This window comes from Variovorax sp. 20P10.2.4 (genome assembly GCF_058244205.1).
In genome coordinates this window covers 1-13605 of the sequence record NZ_JBZAYE010000159.1, presented here as the reverse complement: position 1 = coordinate 13605, position 13605 = coordinate 1, and the positions used below count along the sequence as shown (strand labels likewise).

Annotated in this window: 15 protein-coding genes; 8 read left to right on the top strand and 7 right to left on the bottom strand. The window is 69.6% G+C overall.

The genetic code is table 11. The features are described 5' to 3' along the window. The coding region (locus AC27VN_RS16965) for a pirin-like C-terminal cupin domain-containing protein (protein ID WP_490877280.1) at positions 1–356 on the top strand (356 nt) is incomplete at its 5' end. 4 nt (positions 357–360) lie between these two features. Here the strand turns inward: AC27VN_RS16965 and AC27VN_RS16960 are convergent. Further along, entirely contained in the window at positions 361–651 is a 291-nt protein-coding gene (locus AC27VN_RS16960; protein ID WP_057593253.1) for a YciI family protein, read from the bottom strand. A 108-nt stretch (positions 652–759) separates the two neighbouring features. Continuing rightward, a complete protein-coding gene (locus AC27VN_RS16955; RefSeq protein ID WP_093351627.1) occupies positions 760–2088 on the bottom strand; it encodes an Nramp family divalent metal transporter in 1329 nt (442 codons plus the stop codon). A gap of 139 nt (positions 2089–2227) precedes the next feature. Between AC27VN_RS16955 and AC27VN_RS16950 the strand changes: the two genes are divergently transcribed. The 3 genes from AC27VN_RS16950 (at position 2228) to AC27VN_RS16940 (ending at position 3890) form a co-directional block, all read left to right on the top strand. Beyond that, the gene (locus AC27VN_RS16950; protein ID WP_490877279.1) at positions 2228–2536 is read left to right on the top strand and encodes a putative quinol monooxygenase; all 309 of its coding nucleotides are present in this window, start codon (positions 2228–2230) and stop codon (positions 2534–2536) included. Between the two features lie 125 nt (positions 2537–2661). Beyond that, positions 2662–3261: a hypothetical protein gene (locus AC27VN_RS16945; RefSeq protein ID WP_093351630.1), complete on the top strand. Its 600-nt coding sequence runs from the start codon at positions 2662–2664 to the stop codon at positions 3259–3261. A gap of 23 nt (positions 3262–3284) precedes the next feature. After that, a complete protein-coding gene (locus AC27VN_RS16940) occupies positions 3285–3890 on the top strand; it encodes a hypothetical protein (RefSeq protein WP_490877278.1) in 606 nt (201 codons plus the stop codon). A gap of 65 nt (positions 3891–3955) precedes the next feature. Here the strand turns inward: AC27VN_RS16940 and gap are convergent, their stop codons facing one another. Both gap and AC27VN_RS16930 read right to left on the bottom strand, forming a co-directional pair. Next, positions 3956–4957, bottom strand: coding sequence for a type I glyceraldehyde-3-phosphate dehydrogenase (gap, locus tag AC27VN_RS16935; RefSeq protein WP_093351635.1), 1002 nt, complete (start codon positions 4955–4957; stop codon positions 3956–3958). Positions 4958–5016: 59 nt separating this feature from the next. Next, positions 5017–7119 (bottom strand): transketolase family protein, encoded by a 2103-nt coding sequence (locus AC27VN_RS16930; RefSeq protein WP_296797218.1) that lies wholly within the window; start codon positions 7117–7119, stop codon positions 5017–5019. A 172-nt stretch (positions 7120–7291) separates the two neighbouring features. On the opposite strand from AC27VN_RS16930, the gene speD reads away from it, so the two are divergent. From speD to AC27VN_RS16915, 3 genes are read left to right on the top strand one after another with little or no spacing between them, the layout of a single operon-like run. After that, entirely contained in the window at positions 7292–7678 is a 387-nt protein-coding gene (gene speD / locus AC27VN_RS16925; RefSeq protein WP_093351640.1) for an adenosylmethionine decarboxylase, read from the top strand. 29 nt (positions 7679–7707) lie between these two features. Continuing rightward, complete coding sequence (locus tag AC27VN_RS16920; RefSeq protein WP_490877281.1) at positions 7708–8421, top strand: nucleotidyltransferase family protein; 714 nt, start codon at positions 7708–7710, stop codon at positions 8419–8421. 30 nt (positions 8422–8451) lie between these two features. Then, positions 8452–9849 carry an aminopeptidase P N-terminal domain-containing protein gene (locus AC27VN_RS16915; protein ID WP_490877277.1) on the top strand — a complete coding sequence of 466 codons (1398 nt, stop codon included), beginning with the start codon at positions 8452–8454 and terminating at the stop codon, positions 9847–9849. On the opposite strand, the gene AC27VN_RS16910 is transcribed toward AC27VN_RS16915, so the two are convergent. After that, the gene (locus AC27VN_RS16910; protein WP_490877276.1) at positions 9791–10765 is read right to left on the bottom strand and encodes a LysR family transcriptional regulator; all 975 of its coding nucleotides are present in this window, start codon (positions 10763–10765) and stop codon (positions 9791–9793) included. The two genes, AC27VN_RS16915 and AC27VN_RS16910, sit on opposite strands and share 59 nt — an antisense overlap. Positions 10766–10894: 129 nt before the next feature. On the opposite strand from AC27VN_RS16910, the gene AC27VN_RS16905 reads away from it, so the two are divergent. After that, positions 10895–11962, top strand: coding sequence for an aldo/keto reductase (locus AC27VN_RS16905; RefSeq protein WP_490877275.1), 1068 nt, complete (start codon positions 10895–10897; stop codon positions 11960–11962). Positions 11963–11969: 7 nt separating this feature from the next. Here the strand turns inward: AC27VN_RS16905 and AC27VN_RS16900 are convergent, their stop codons facing one another. Both AC27VN_RS16900 and AC27VN_RS16895 read right to left on the bottom strand, forming a co-directional pair. Beyond that, positions 11970–12338, bottom strand: a complete 369-nt coding sequence (locus AC27VN_RS16900; protein WP_490877274.1) for a DUF3325 domain-containing protein — start codon at positions 12336–12338, stop codon at positions 11970–11972. After that, positions 12332–13605: PepSY-associated TM helix domain-containing protein (locus tag AC27VN_RS16895; RefSeq protein ID WP_490877273.1), on the bottom strand; the 1274-nt coding region annotated here is incomplete at its 5' end. The genes AC27VN_RS16895 and AC27VN_RS16900, both read right to left, overlap by 7 nt.

Here is a 13605-nt window from a genome sequence, read left to right as displayed (position 1 = left end):
CAGGCACGCGGCGCATGCTGTACTTCTTCAAGGGTGCGCAGGCGCGCATCGCGGGTCGCGAGGTGCAGGGGCCGGCGGCCATCGAGCTGCATGCCGGCACCGCGGTCGAGATCGTCAACGGCGACGCCGACACGGCCGAGTTCCTGCTGCTGCAGGGCCGCCCGATCGCCGAGCCGGTGGTGCAGTACGGGCCCTTCGTGATGAACACGCAGGCCGAGATCAGCCAGACCCTCGCCGACTACCGCCGCACGCAGTTCGGCGGCTGGCCCTGGGACGACGGGGCGCCGGTGCATGGCCGCGACCCGGCACGCTTCGCGCGGCACCCGGGCGGGCGCGAGGACAAGCCGGCCCCCTGAAGACTCAGAAGGTCTTGAGCATCTCCGCGCCCAGCGCCGTCATGCTCGGCACGAACTCGATCACCTCGGCGCGCGCCACTTCGCCCTGCACGAAGGGGTCGCGCGCCAGCACCGCTTCGAGCGCGGCGCGGTCGCCCGAGCGCGCGATGATCACGCCGCCGCGGCGCGGCACCTGGCGGCCCGAGGCGATGAACAGCCCGCTCTCGTAGTGCTTCCGCAGCCACACCATGTGCGCGTCGATCAGCGCGTCAACCTCCTCGAGGGGGCGGATGTAGGTGAGGGTCACGATGAACATGCGCGGGGCTTCCTGGGTGATGCGACGGGCCCGATGCTAGGGCCTTCGCATGACCGCCCGAAGCCGCGCCGGGTAACCGGATGCAAATCCGCGACCGACGGTCGGCGCTCAGCCGATGCCCAGCACCACCGATGCCACCAGCCACACGTTGGCCGCGCTGATCACCGCGAACAGCAGCCAGGCCAGCGACTTCACCACCGGCCCGTTCGCGAAGCCGCCCATCAGCGCGCGGTCGCTCGTGAAGCGGATCAGCGGCCACATCGCGAACGGCAGCTGGAAGCTCAGCACCACCTGGCTCAGCACCAGCATCTTGCCCACGCCGCCGTCGCCGAACCACCACACGCCGACGAAGGCCGGCACCAGCGCCAGCGCGCGCGTGATCAGGCGCCGCTGCCAGCACGGGATCTTCAGGTCGAGAAAGCCTTCCATGATGATCTGGCCCGCGATGGTGCCGGTGAAGGTCGAGCTCTGCCCCGAGGCCAGCAGCGCCACGCCGAACAGCGTGGCCGCCAGCGCGCTGCCCACCACCGGCTCGATCAGCCGGTAGGCATCGTCGATCTCGGTCACCGCCGTGTGGCCGGTGCCGTGGAAGGCGCTGGCCGCGAGCACCATGATGGCCGCGTTGACCAGCAGCGCGAGCGACAGCGAGACCACCGCGTCGAGCGTGCAGAAGCGCACCGCCTCGCGCCGCGCGGGCTCGGTCGGCGCTACCAGCCGGGTCTGCACGATCGACGAATGCAGGTAGAGGTTGTGCGGCATCACGGTCGCGCCCACGATGCCGATCGCGAGATAGAGCGCGCCCGGCTGGTGCAGCCGCTCGAGCATCGGCACGAAGCCGACCGCCACGCCGAACCAGTTGGGCGGCGCCATCGCGAGCTCGACCACGAAGCAGGCCGCGATGGTGCCGACCAGGCCGAGCACGATCGCCTCCACGCGCCGGAAGCCCGCGCCCTGCAGGCCCAGCACCAGCAGGGTGTCGAAGGCGGTGATGAGGATGCCCACCGGGATCGAGACGCCGAACAGCAGGTGCAGCGCGAGCGCGCTGCCGAGCACCTCGGCCAGGTCGCAGGCCACGATGGCCAGCTCGGCGCCGAGCCAGAGGAAGCGGTTGACGCGCGGCGAATAGCGCTCGCGGCAGGCGCGCGCCAGGTCCTTCTGCGCAATCAGCCCGAGCCGCACGCAGAGGGTCTGCAGCAACATCGCCGCGAGGCTCGCGAGCAGCACCACGAACAGCAGGCCGTAGCCGAAGCGCGAGCCGGCCTCGATGTCGGTGGCCCAGTTGCCCGGGTCCATGTAGCCCACCGACACCAGCAGCCCCGGACCCGCGTAGCGCAGCAGCTTGCGGCCGAAGGACAGCTCCTGCGGCACCGCGACACTGCCTTTCACCTCGGACGGACAGAAGGGCGCGGTGGCGGTGCGGGGCAGCGGGAAGAACATGCGCGCGATGATAGGGACAAGCCCTCGGCCTTGTCGCCCAGCGGACCAGCGCACCCGGCACGCCCGCGCGGAATCTCTTAGATTCGAAGGTTCGCGGCCGCACCGGCCCGTTCTTCCCATCCCCAGGAGACCCTCGCCCATGATTCACGTCGTCGCCGTCCTCACCGCCAAGCCCGGCCAGCGCGCCGCACTGCTCGCCGCCTTCGCCGAGAACCGTGCCGCGGTGCTGGCCGAGAAGGGCTGCATCGAATACGGCGCCACCATCGACGCACAGGGCGTCCCGCCCTCGAAGGCCAGCTTCGGCGCCGACACCTTCGTCGTGATCGAGAAGTGGGAGACGCTGGCCGACCTGCAGGCCCACGCGGTCGCGCCGCACATGAAGGCCCATGGCGAGAAGACCAAGGCACTGGTCGAGAGCAAGCTGATCCACGTGCTCGAGCCGGTCTGAGGCCGCGCGCCCGACGGGCGCTTCTTTCTGCTTCGCCGCCTACCCCTTTCCGTTGTATTCGTGCGCACGGGATGCTGCTACCTTTGCCGGCAGCCGTTCAACGACACAGAGAGGGGACCACGGACATGGCGATCTTCCGTTCGCAAGGCCTGCGCCGGTGCGCGCGCGCCACCGCGGTGCCCGCCGCGCTGGCCGCGCTCGTGCTGCTGGCCAGCGGCTGCGCGCCGCTGATGGCGCCACCCTACGCGGCCGACTACGAGGCGCTCGACCGCCTCGAGGCCACGCGCCCCGGCATGGTGGCGGTGGCACGCGCCCAGCCCACCGATCCCGAGGACAAGGTCAACAACGTGCGCATGCGCAGCACGCGCCTGGTCTCGCCCAACGGCAGCTTCGCGCTCTACCTCGAGGAGGCGATGCGGCGCGACCTGGCCGAGATCTCGGTGCTCGACCCGAAGGCGCCCACGCGCATCGCGGCGCGCATCCTGCTCAACGAGCTCGACCTCGGCGTGTTCAACGGCGGCGGCCGCATGGAGGTCGAGATCGTGGTCACGCGCGGCGACACGCAGCGGCTGCGCCGCACCTACCGCGGCGAGACCAAGTTCGAATCGGGCTATGGCGCCGCGGTGGCGGTGCCGGCCGGCCAGGCCGAGTACCCGCGCCTGGTGCGCGCGCTGCTGCGCCAGGTCTATGCCGACCCGCAGTTCGTAGCGGCGATCCGGCCATGACGACAACGACACGAGGCGCCGCCATGTCCCTGTTCTCTTTGTCCTGCACGCGCGCCGCCGGCATCGCCGCCCTCGCCTTCGGCGCGCTGTTGCTCGCGGCCTGCACCCATCCGATCACCATGGTCACGGACCCGGCGCCACCGCGTTCGCTGCAGCACCTGGTGCAGAAGAAGGTGGCCTACGTGATGACCGACGCCCAGCGCGACACCCAGGTGGTCACGCCCGGCGGCAGCGGCGACAAGGTCAGCTACTTCCCCTACCGCGACCTCGAGAAGCCGGTGCGCGACGCGCTGCGCTCCGTCTACCGCGACGTGGTGGTGCTGCGCACCGCGAACGACGTGAAGGCCAACCAGGCGGCCGGCATCGCGCTGGTGTTCACGCCGAAGATCACGACCGACTCGAGCTCCACCTCGCTGCTGGCCTGGCCGCCGACCTCGTTCACCGCCGAGGTGCAGTGCGTGGTCACCGATGCCGCGGGCGCCGAGGTCACGCGGGTGCGCGCGGTCGGCAACGGCACGGCCGAGTTCGGCGAGTACAAGGGCGACTTCGGCCTGGCCGCGCGCCGCGCCGCGGCGCGCATGGCGGGGCAGCTCGCGAGCGAGATACGGCGCAACGAGAAGCTTCGCTGAAGCAGCGTCCCCAAAAAGAAAAAACGCGCTCCTGGGAGCGCGTTCTTCATGGCGAGTTCGAAGGCTTACTTCGAGACGACCTTCACCATCTCGAGGCACTTGTTCGAGTAGCCCCATTCGTTGTCGTACCAGCTCACGAGCTTCACGAAGGTGCCGTCGAGCGCGATGCCGGCTTCGGCGTCGAAGATCGAGGTGCGCGGGTCGCCGCGGAAGTCGGTGGCCACCACCTTGTCTTCCGTGTAGCCCAGCACGCCCTTGAGCGCGCCTTCGCTCTGCGCCTTCATCTCGGCGCAGATTTCCTTGTACGTGGCTTCCTTCACCAGCTCGACCGTCAGGTCGACCACCGACACGTCGGAGGTCGGCACGCGGAAGCTCATGCCCGTGAGCTTCTTGTTGAGCTCGGGGATCACCACGCCCACGGCCTTGGCCGCGCCCGTCGACGACGGGATGATGTTTTCCAGGATGCCGCGGCCGCCGCGCCAGTCCTTGTTGCTCGGGCCGTCCACGGTCTTCTGCGTGGCGGTGGCGGCGTGCACGGTGGTCATCAGGCCGCGCTTGATGCCCCACTTGTCGTTGAGCACCTTGGCCAGCGGGGCCAGGCAGTTGGTGGTGCAGCTGGCGTTGCTGATGATGGCCTCGCCGGCGTACTTCTTGTCGTTCACGCCGTAGACGAACATCGGCGTGTCGTCCTTCGACGGTGCCGACAGGATCACCTTCTTGGCGCCCGCGTCGATGTGCTTCTGCGCGGTTTCCTTCGTGAGGAACAGGCCGGTCGACTCGAGCACGATGTCGGCGCCGACCTCGTTCCACTTCAGTTGCGCGGGGTCGCGCTCCTGCGTCAGGCGGATCTTCTTGCCGTTCACGATCAGCGTGTTGCCCTCGACCGTGACCTCGCCCTTGAAGCGGCCGTGCACCGAGTCGTACTGCAGCATGTAGGCCAGGTAGTCGGGCTCGAGCAAGTCGTTGATGGCAACGATTTCGATCTCGTTCTTGAAGTTCTGCACGGCTGCGCGCAGCACGTTGCGGCCGATGCGGCCGAAGCCGTTGATACCGAGTTTGATAGCCATCTGACTTGCTCCTAAGGTTGAAAAACTTGTGATCGGACCGGAAGAGGGGCGCGCGGCGCTCAGTCGCGCAGGGCCGCTTCGACCGTGGCGGCGACGTTCTCGGCCGTGAAACCGAAGTGCTTGAACAGCACCGGCGCGGGCGCCGATTCGCCATACGTGTCGATGCCGACGACCGCGGCGCAGCCGTACTTCCACCAGCCGTCGGTGCAGCCCATCTCGACCGCGACGCGCGGCAGCTTCTTCGGCAGCACGGCCTTCTTGTAGGCCAGGTCCTGGCGGTCGAAGGTGGTGGTCGAGGGCATCGACACCACGCGCACCGCGATCTTCTTCTCGGCCAGGAGCTTCTGCGCGGCCAGCGCGAGCTGCACTTCGGAACCGGTGGCGATCAGGACCGCCGCGGTCTTCTTGTTCTTCAGGCCGACGTTCTCGGGCTCGGACAGCACGTAGGCGCCGCGGCTGATGTCGCCGAGTTCGCTCTTCGCCGCATAGGCGATGTTCTGGCGGCTCAGCAGCAGCGCGGTCGGGCGCGACTGGTTCTGCAGCGCCACGGCCCAGGCCACGGCGGTTTCGGCGGTGTCGCCCGGACGCCAGACATCGAGGTTGGGGATCAGGCGCAGCGAGGCGGCATGCTCGATCGACTGGTGCGTCGGGCCGTCTTCGCCCAGGCCGATGGAGTCGTGCGTGAACACGTGGATCACGCGGTGCTTCATCAGCGCGGCCATGCGGATCGCATTGCGGCTGTAGTCGCTGAAGGTCAGGAAGGTGCCGCCGTAGGGGATGTAGCCGCCATGCAGCGCCACGCCGTTCATGATCGCGGCCATGCCGAACTCGCGCACGCCGTAGTTGATGTGGCGGCCGATGGTGCCGTGCGGGGCTTCGGCCGGCGCTTCGGACTTGGCTTCGTCTTCCGCGCCGGGCTTGGCCTCGACCGCCGGCACGTTCATGACCACGGCGCCGGTCTTCGGATCGAAGCGCAGCGCGGCGGTGCTCTTGGTGTTGGTGAGGTTCGAGCCGGTCAGGTCGGCGCTGCCGCCGAGCATTTCGGGCAGCGCGGCCGTGAACGATTCCAGCGCGAGCTGGCTGGCCTTGCGGCTGGCCACGGTCTCGGCCTTGGTGTGCGCGGCGACCACGGTGTCGAACGCGACCTGGTGGAATTCCTTGGGCAGCTCGCCCTTCATGCGGCGCGTGAACTCGCCGGCCAGCTCGGGGTAGGCGACGGCGTAGGCGGCGAAGCGCTCGTTCCAGTCGGTCTCGAGGCGGTGGCCTTCGTCCTTGTGGTTCCAGTCGGCATAGACCTCGGTCGGGATCTCGAAGGCCGGCGCGGTCCAGCCCAGGGCTTCGCGCGTGAGCTTGATTTCTTCGGCGCCGAGCGCCTCGCCGTGCGCCTTGGCGGTGCCGGCGCGGTTCGGGCTGCCCTTGCCGATGGTGGTCTTGCAGACGATCAGCGTGGGGCGCGACTCTTCCTTCTTCGCCTTGGCGATGGCCTTCGACACTTCCTTGGCATCGTTGCCGTCGATCGGGCCGATGACGTTCCAGCCGTAGGCCTTGAAGCGCTCTTCCGTGTTGTCGATGAACCAGGGCTTGACCTGGCCGTCGATGCTGATGCCGTTGTCGTCGTACAGCGCGATCAGCTTGTTGAGGTGCCAGGCGCCCGCCAGCGCGCAGGCTTCGTGGCTGATGCCTTCCATCATGCAGCCGTCGCCCAGGAAGGCGTAGGTGTGATGGTCGACGATGTCGTGGCTCTTGCGGTTGAACTCGGCGGCCAGCAGCTTCTCGGCCAGCGCGAAGCCCACGGCATTGGTGATGCCCTGGCCCAGCGGGCCGGTGGTGGTTTCCACGCCGGGGGTCACGTCGACCTCGGGGTGGCCCGCGGTCTTGCTGTGCAGCTGGCGGAAGTTCTTGAGCTCGTCGATCGGCAGGTCGTAGCCGGTCAGGTGCAGCACCGCGTACAGCAGCATCGAGGCGTGGCCGTTCGACAGCACGAAGCGGTCGCGGTCGAACCAGTGCGGGTTGGCGGGGTTGTAGCGCAGGTGCTCGCCCCACAGCGCGACGGCCATGTCGGCCATCCCCATCGGTGCGCCCGGATGTCCGGAATTGGCTTGTTGAACGGCATCCATAGCCAACGCGCGGATCGCGTTGGCCATCAGGGCTTGGTTGGCCATGGGCAGGGAACTTTCGGGGGAGTTGGGTGGGAGGGACTCGGGAGAACCCGCGATTTTACCGGGCGAGCCCGAACCGGCACCGACAGCCTGCTGACACCCCTCTTCGCTTATTTTGCGCAGCCGGCCGGACCCGCGTTTTCCCTCATGGGCGATGTACTAAAGTCGCGGACATATGCACGGGCTGCACCTCACCGCCGACCTTCACGACTGCCAATGCGGCGCGCAGTGGCTCACCGACGGCGAGGCGCTCGGCGCCGTCTGCCTCAAGGCGGTGTCGGCCGCGGGGCTGCAGCCGGTGGGCAAGCTGGTCCACGGCTTCCCGGCCACCACGCACGGCCCGGGCGGCGTCACCGCCACCGTGCTGCTGGCCGAATCGCACCTGTGCCTGCACACCTGGCCCGAGCAGCGCGCCGTCACGCTCGACGTCTACGTCTGCAACTTCGGCGGCGACCACTCGGCCAAGGCGCATGCGCTGATGGACTGCCTGGTCTCGCTGTTCCGCCCGCGCCACAGCGAACGCAACGAGCTGCAACGCGGGCGCGTGGCGGCCAGCGCTTGAGCCGGGACGCGACGGTGGCGGCCAAGGCCATGGTGCTCGCGGCCGGTCGCGGCGAGCGCATGCGGCCGCTGACCGACACCACCCCCAAGCCCCTGCTCGAGGTCCGCGGCAAGCCGCTGATGCAATGGCCGATGGAGGCGCTGGCGGCCGGCGGCTTCACCGAGCTGGTGCTCAACACGGCCTGGCTCGGCGACCGGATATCCAGCCACTTCGGCCCGAAACCGTTGCTGGGCGGCCAGATGGCGCTATCGATTTCATATTCCGACGAGGCCCGAGACTTCGGCGGCGCGCTCGAGACCGCGGGCGGCATCGTGCGTGCGCTGCCGCTGTTGGACGATCCGTTCTGGGTCGCGGCGGGCGACGTGTTCGCGCCCGGCTTCGTCTTCACCCAGGCCGCTGTCGAGCGCTTCGTGGCGAGCGGCAAGCTCGCGCACCTGTGGCTGGTGCCCAATCCCGCGCACAACCCCAAGGGCGACTTCGGCCTCTCGGCCGAGGGCCTCGCGCTCAACACGCCAGATGGCCCGCGCCACACCTTCTCGACCATCGGCCTGTACCGCGCCGCGCTGTTCGCGCCGCCGTACTGCGCCATCCCTTGCGGCAATCCCGGCGGCGTCAAAGCCCCGCTGGCGCCGATCCTGCGTGCGGCGATGGACAATGGCCTGGTGAGCGCCGAGCTCTACACCGGCCCCTGGACCGACGTGGGAACGCCCGAGCGCCTCGCCGAACTCAACCGGCCTTCGTAGCCAGCCCGTCTCACAGGAAGTCTCCACGCGATGACCACCACCGACACCAAGAAGATCTACGCCGAGCGCCGCGCGCGCCTCGCCTCGCAACTGGGCAAGGACGGCATCGCGATCATCCCGACCGCGCCCGAACGCCAGCGCAACCGCGACAGCGACTTCCTGTTCCGCCACGACAGCTACTTCTACTACCTGACCGGCTTCACCGAGCCCAATGCCTGGCTGGTGCTCGGCGGCGACGGCCGCGCCACGCTGTTCTGCGCGCCCAAGGACCTGGAGCGCGAGATCTGGGACGGCTACCGGCTCGGCCCCGACGCCGCGCCCGAGGCGCTCGGCCTCGACGAAGCCTTCTCGGTCACCGAGCTCGATGCGAAGCTGCCCAAACTGCTCGAGAACCGCTCGGTCGTCTGGTATCCCTTCGCCACCCACAAGGGCCTCGAAACCCGCGTCGACGGCTGGCTGCAATCGGTGCGCGCGCGCGTGCGCTACGGCGCGCTGTGCCCCGAGGAGCAGCGCGACCTGTGCGGCCCGCTCGACGAGATGCGCCTCGTGAAGGACGCGCACGAGCAGGACATCATGCGCCGCGCCGCGCAGATCAGCGCCCGCGCCCACATCCGCGCGATGCAGCTGTCGGCGCGCATGCTGCGCGAGGGCAAGGACGTGCGCGAGTACCACCTCGACGCCGAGCTGCTGCACGAGTTCCGCCTCGGCGGCTCGCAGTACCCGGCCTACGGTTCCATCGTCGCGGCAGGCGCCAACGCCTGCGTGTTGCATTACCGCGCCGATGCGGCGCCCGTGCGCGACGGCGAGCTGGTGCTGATCGACGCCGGCTGCGAGCTCGACGGCTACGCCAGCGACATCACGCGCACCTTTCCGGCCAACGGCAGGTTCACCGGCCCGCAGCGCGCGCTGTACGACCTCGTGCTCGCGAGCCAGGACGCCTCGGCCGCCGCCACCAAGGCCGGCAACCGCTTCAACGACCCGCACGACGCCGCCGTGCGCGTGCTCGCGCAGGGCATGCTCGATCTGGGCCTGCTCGACGCCAACAAGGTCGGCGGCCTCGACGACGTGATCGACAGCCGCGCCTACTTCCAGTTCTACATGCACCGCACCGGCCACTGGCTCGGCATGGACGTGCACGACTGCGGCAGCTACGTCGAGCCCACGCAGGTCGGCGAGGTCAGCGAGCGCAAGGACCCGCTGTCGAACGAGCTCATCAAGAACCGTCCGAGCCGCATCCTGCAGCCCGGCATGGTGCTCACGCTCGAGCCCGGCATCTACGTGCGCCCGGCCGACGGCGTGCCCGAACGGTTCCACAACATCGGCATCCGCACGGAAGACGACGCCATCGTCACGGCCACCGGCTGCGAGCTCATTTCACGCGGCGTGCCGGTGAAGGGGGACGAGATCGAGGCGTTGATGCGGGCCTGAGCGCCGCGCGCTGCGGTGCCTGCGGCGCATGCCGCGCCCGCAGGAAATCGATGAACACCCGCAGCTTGCGCGGCATCTGCGCGCGGCTCGGGTAGTAGAGATAGAAGCCTGGAAAAGTGGGCCACCATGGCTCGAGCAGCGGCACCAGCCGGCCGCTGTCGAAGTCCTCGCGCACCGTGCCCTCGAAGGCCACCGCGATGCCCGCGCCGGCGCGCGCGGCCGCCAGCAGCACCTCGCTGTCGTTGGCGATCAGCGGCCCCGCCACCTCCACGTCGAGCTCGCGGCCGTCCTGCGCGTACTCCCAGCGATAGAGCCCGCCGGTGGTGAGCCGGAAGTTGAGGCAGCGGTGCTCGCGCAGGTCCTCGGGCGTGCGCGGCGGCGTCCGCCCCTCGAGGTAGCGCGGCGCCGCGAAGCTCACCATGCGCTGCGGCCCCGCGATCGGCAGTGCCACCACGTCCTGCGCCAGGCTCTCGCCGAGCCGGATGCCGGCATCGAAGCCGCCCTCGACCAGGTCGACCATGCGGTTGTCGCAGACCAGCTCGAGCACGATGTCGGGATAGGCCGCGGCGAAATCACCGAAGTGCGAATAGAGCAGCAGTTCGGCCGAGACCCGCGCCACGTTCAGGCGCAGCAGCCCCGCCGGCTTGTCGCGTGCCTCGTCGATGCCCTCCACTGCCTGCGCCAGCGCCGCGAGCGCGGGCCGCGCACCCTCGAGGAACTGCCGGCCCAGCTCGGTCGCGCCGACGCTGCGCGTGCTGCGGTCAAGCAGCCGCACGCCGAGCTTGGCCTCAAGCGTGCGCACGGTCTGCGACAACGCCGAGGGAGAGACGCCGAGTTCCTCGGCCGCGCGCGTGAAGCTGCCGTGATGGGCCACGCGCGCGAAGGCGGCGATGGCGGGGAGAAGGTCTGGGGACATGCGGTCATTATGAAGAGAGGCTTCACAAAGCATCAAGCACAGCGGCCTTTTTTCAACGCAATGGTGGAACGACATTCGAGTCCATGGCGCTCGCGCACCGCGGCGCCTTCCCCCTCGAAAGGACACCCCATGCAACTCGACGACTATCTCACCCTCGGCCGCTCGGGCCTGCGCGTCAGCCCGATCTCGCTCGGCACCATGACCTTCGGCAGCGACTGGGGCTGGGGGGCCGACGCCGGCGAATCGCGCCGCATGTTCGACGCGTACCTCGAACGCGGCGGCAACTTCGTCGACACCGCCAACTTCTATACCAACGGCAGTTCGGAACGGCTGCTGGGCCAGTTCCTCGCCGACCGGCGCGAGTCGGTGGTGCTGGCCACCAAGTACACGCTCAACATGCAGCCCGGCAATCCCAACGCCGGCGGCAACCACCGGCGCAACATGGTGCGCTCGGTCGAGGCCAGCCTCAAGCGCCTGGGCACCGACTACATCGACCTGCTGTACCTGCACATCTGGGACGGCCTGACGCCCTTCGACGAAGTGATGCGCGCCTTCGACGACCTCGTGCGCGCGGGCAAGGTGCTCTACGCCGGCATCTCCGACACGCCCGCCTGGCAGGTCGCGCGCATGCAGACCCTGGCCGAGCTGCGCGGCTGGGCGCCGCTGGTGGCGCTGCAGATCGAGTACAGCCTGATCGAGCGCACCGTGGAGCGCGAGCTGCTGCCGATGGCGCAAGAGCTCGGCCTCGGCGTGATGGCCTGGTCGCCGCTGGGCAGCGGCGTGCTGACCGGCAAGTACAGCCGCGCCGACCTCGACCACGCGAAGGGACCGGACCCGCGCGTGACCGGCACGCGCAAGGACGTGGCCGTGGGCAACGGCGCGCTCACCGAACGCGCGCTCGCCATCGCCGACGTGGTGGCGCAGATCGCGAAGGAGCAGGGCCGCTCGAGCGCGCAGATCGCGCTGGCCTGGCTGCTGCACCGGCGCGGGCCGACGGTGATGCCGATCATCGGCGCGCGCACCTTCGCGCAGTTCGAGGACAACCTGGGCGCGCTCGAGGTCGAGCTCGATGCCGAGGCGCTGCGGCGGCTCGATGCGGCGAGCGCGATCGCGCTGGGGTTTCCGCACGACTTCATGGCGCTGCCGATGACGCAGGGGGTGCTGCACGGCGGCACGTCGACGCGCCGCGGCGAGTGAGAGGGACTCAGTCGCCCAGCGCGGCCAGCACGAGGCAACCGAGCCCCGTCAGCACCGCGATGGCCGCCGCCGCCGACGCCACCCAGTGGAAGCGGCGCGGCGCATAGCTCAACAGCCCCACCACCGTCTGCGCGGCCGCCGTGAGCGCGCCGAGCCAGAGCACCCAGCCGATCGAATGGCCGGCGGCGCGCAGGCTGGCGACGAGCGACAGGCACAGCGCCACGCTGCCGCCGAGCTGCAGCCAGCGGCGCCATGGGCCGGGCGTGCTGCCGCGGCCGAAGACGTCCTCGCTGTGGCGGTCCATCGCGAGGCCCAGCGCGCAGAAGCCCGCGAGCGAGGCGGCGAACACGGTCGCGATCAGCAAGGCGTTCAGCACGATCCCTGGCCCGAGGTGGCGAGCGAAGGCGATTCCACCGCGTCATCGGCGGGGTCGGCCTTCGAGGCTTTCTTCGCCGAAGCGCTCGAGGCTTTGCGCCGCTTGCGTTCCACGATCCAGGCCGCGCCCGCGAGCCCCAGGCCCAGCGCGATCGACACCAGGTCGAAGCCGGCGATGGCGCTCGGTCCCGAGCGCAGGCTGACCGTGAGCGGCGCAGGGCCGGTGAAGGCGTTGAGCACCGGCAGCAGCGCGAACAGCAGCGCGCCCGCGGCGAGCTGCGCCTGCCACATGCGCAGCGTGGGCCGCGCGAGGCCCAACAGCGCGGCCGCGCCCCAGACCGCGAAGAACCAGCCGATCTCGGCCGCGCCGCGGTCGGCCGTGTCGAACGGCACCAGCCGGTTGGCCCAGAAGAAGGCGGCCATCGCGAGCGGCAGGCCCGCGATCGCGCCGAGGTTGAGTCCGTCGACCAGCCGCAGGCCGAAGCTCACGCGGCCGCCCTGCTTGAGCCGCTTCGCGAACTTCTGGCGCTCCTTCACGGCCCATAGCAGGAGGCCGGTAGCGACCATCAGGCAACCCGCGAGGCCCGAGACGAAGAACAGCGCGCGCAGCAGTGGATCGCCGAAGCGGCCGATGTGCAGGCCGTAGAGCACGCTGCGCGTCTCGACGGCGGGCCGCATGCTGTCGCCGTAGGCACCGACCAGCGCACCGGTCACGCCATTGAAGACCATCGACGGTTGCTCGGACCCCAGTTGCGGCCCTTCGGCGCGGCGCACGATGACCGTCGCATTGGCATCGTTCGGCGAATTGACGGTGAGGCGGCCGACCGGCGCGCCGCCCCAGTGCGCGGAGGCCTGCGCGAGCATCGGCGCAACCGGTGCCATCGGCGCCTTCTGGCCCGCGGCCTTGAACTGCTCGCGCACGCCGCCCGCGAAGGCTTCGGAGAAGAAGGTCTGCGTGCCGCCGCTGTCCTTGTAGGCCGCCTGCGGGCCCCAGGGCATGTACATGAACATCAGGGTGACCAGGCCCGTGTACGTGATCATCGCGTGATAGGGCAGCGCGAGCACCGCGGTCGCGTTGTGCGCGTCGAGCCACGAGCGCTGGCCCTTCTTCGGCCGGAAGGTGAAGAAGTCCTTGAAGATGCGCTTGTGCGTGACGATGCCGCTGAGGATCGCCACCAGCATGAACATCGCGCAGAAGCCGACGATCCAGCGGCCCCAGATCGCGGGCATGTAGTGCAGGTCGAAATGCAGGCGGTAGAAGAACTCGC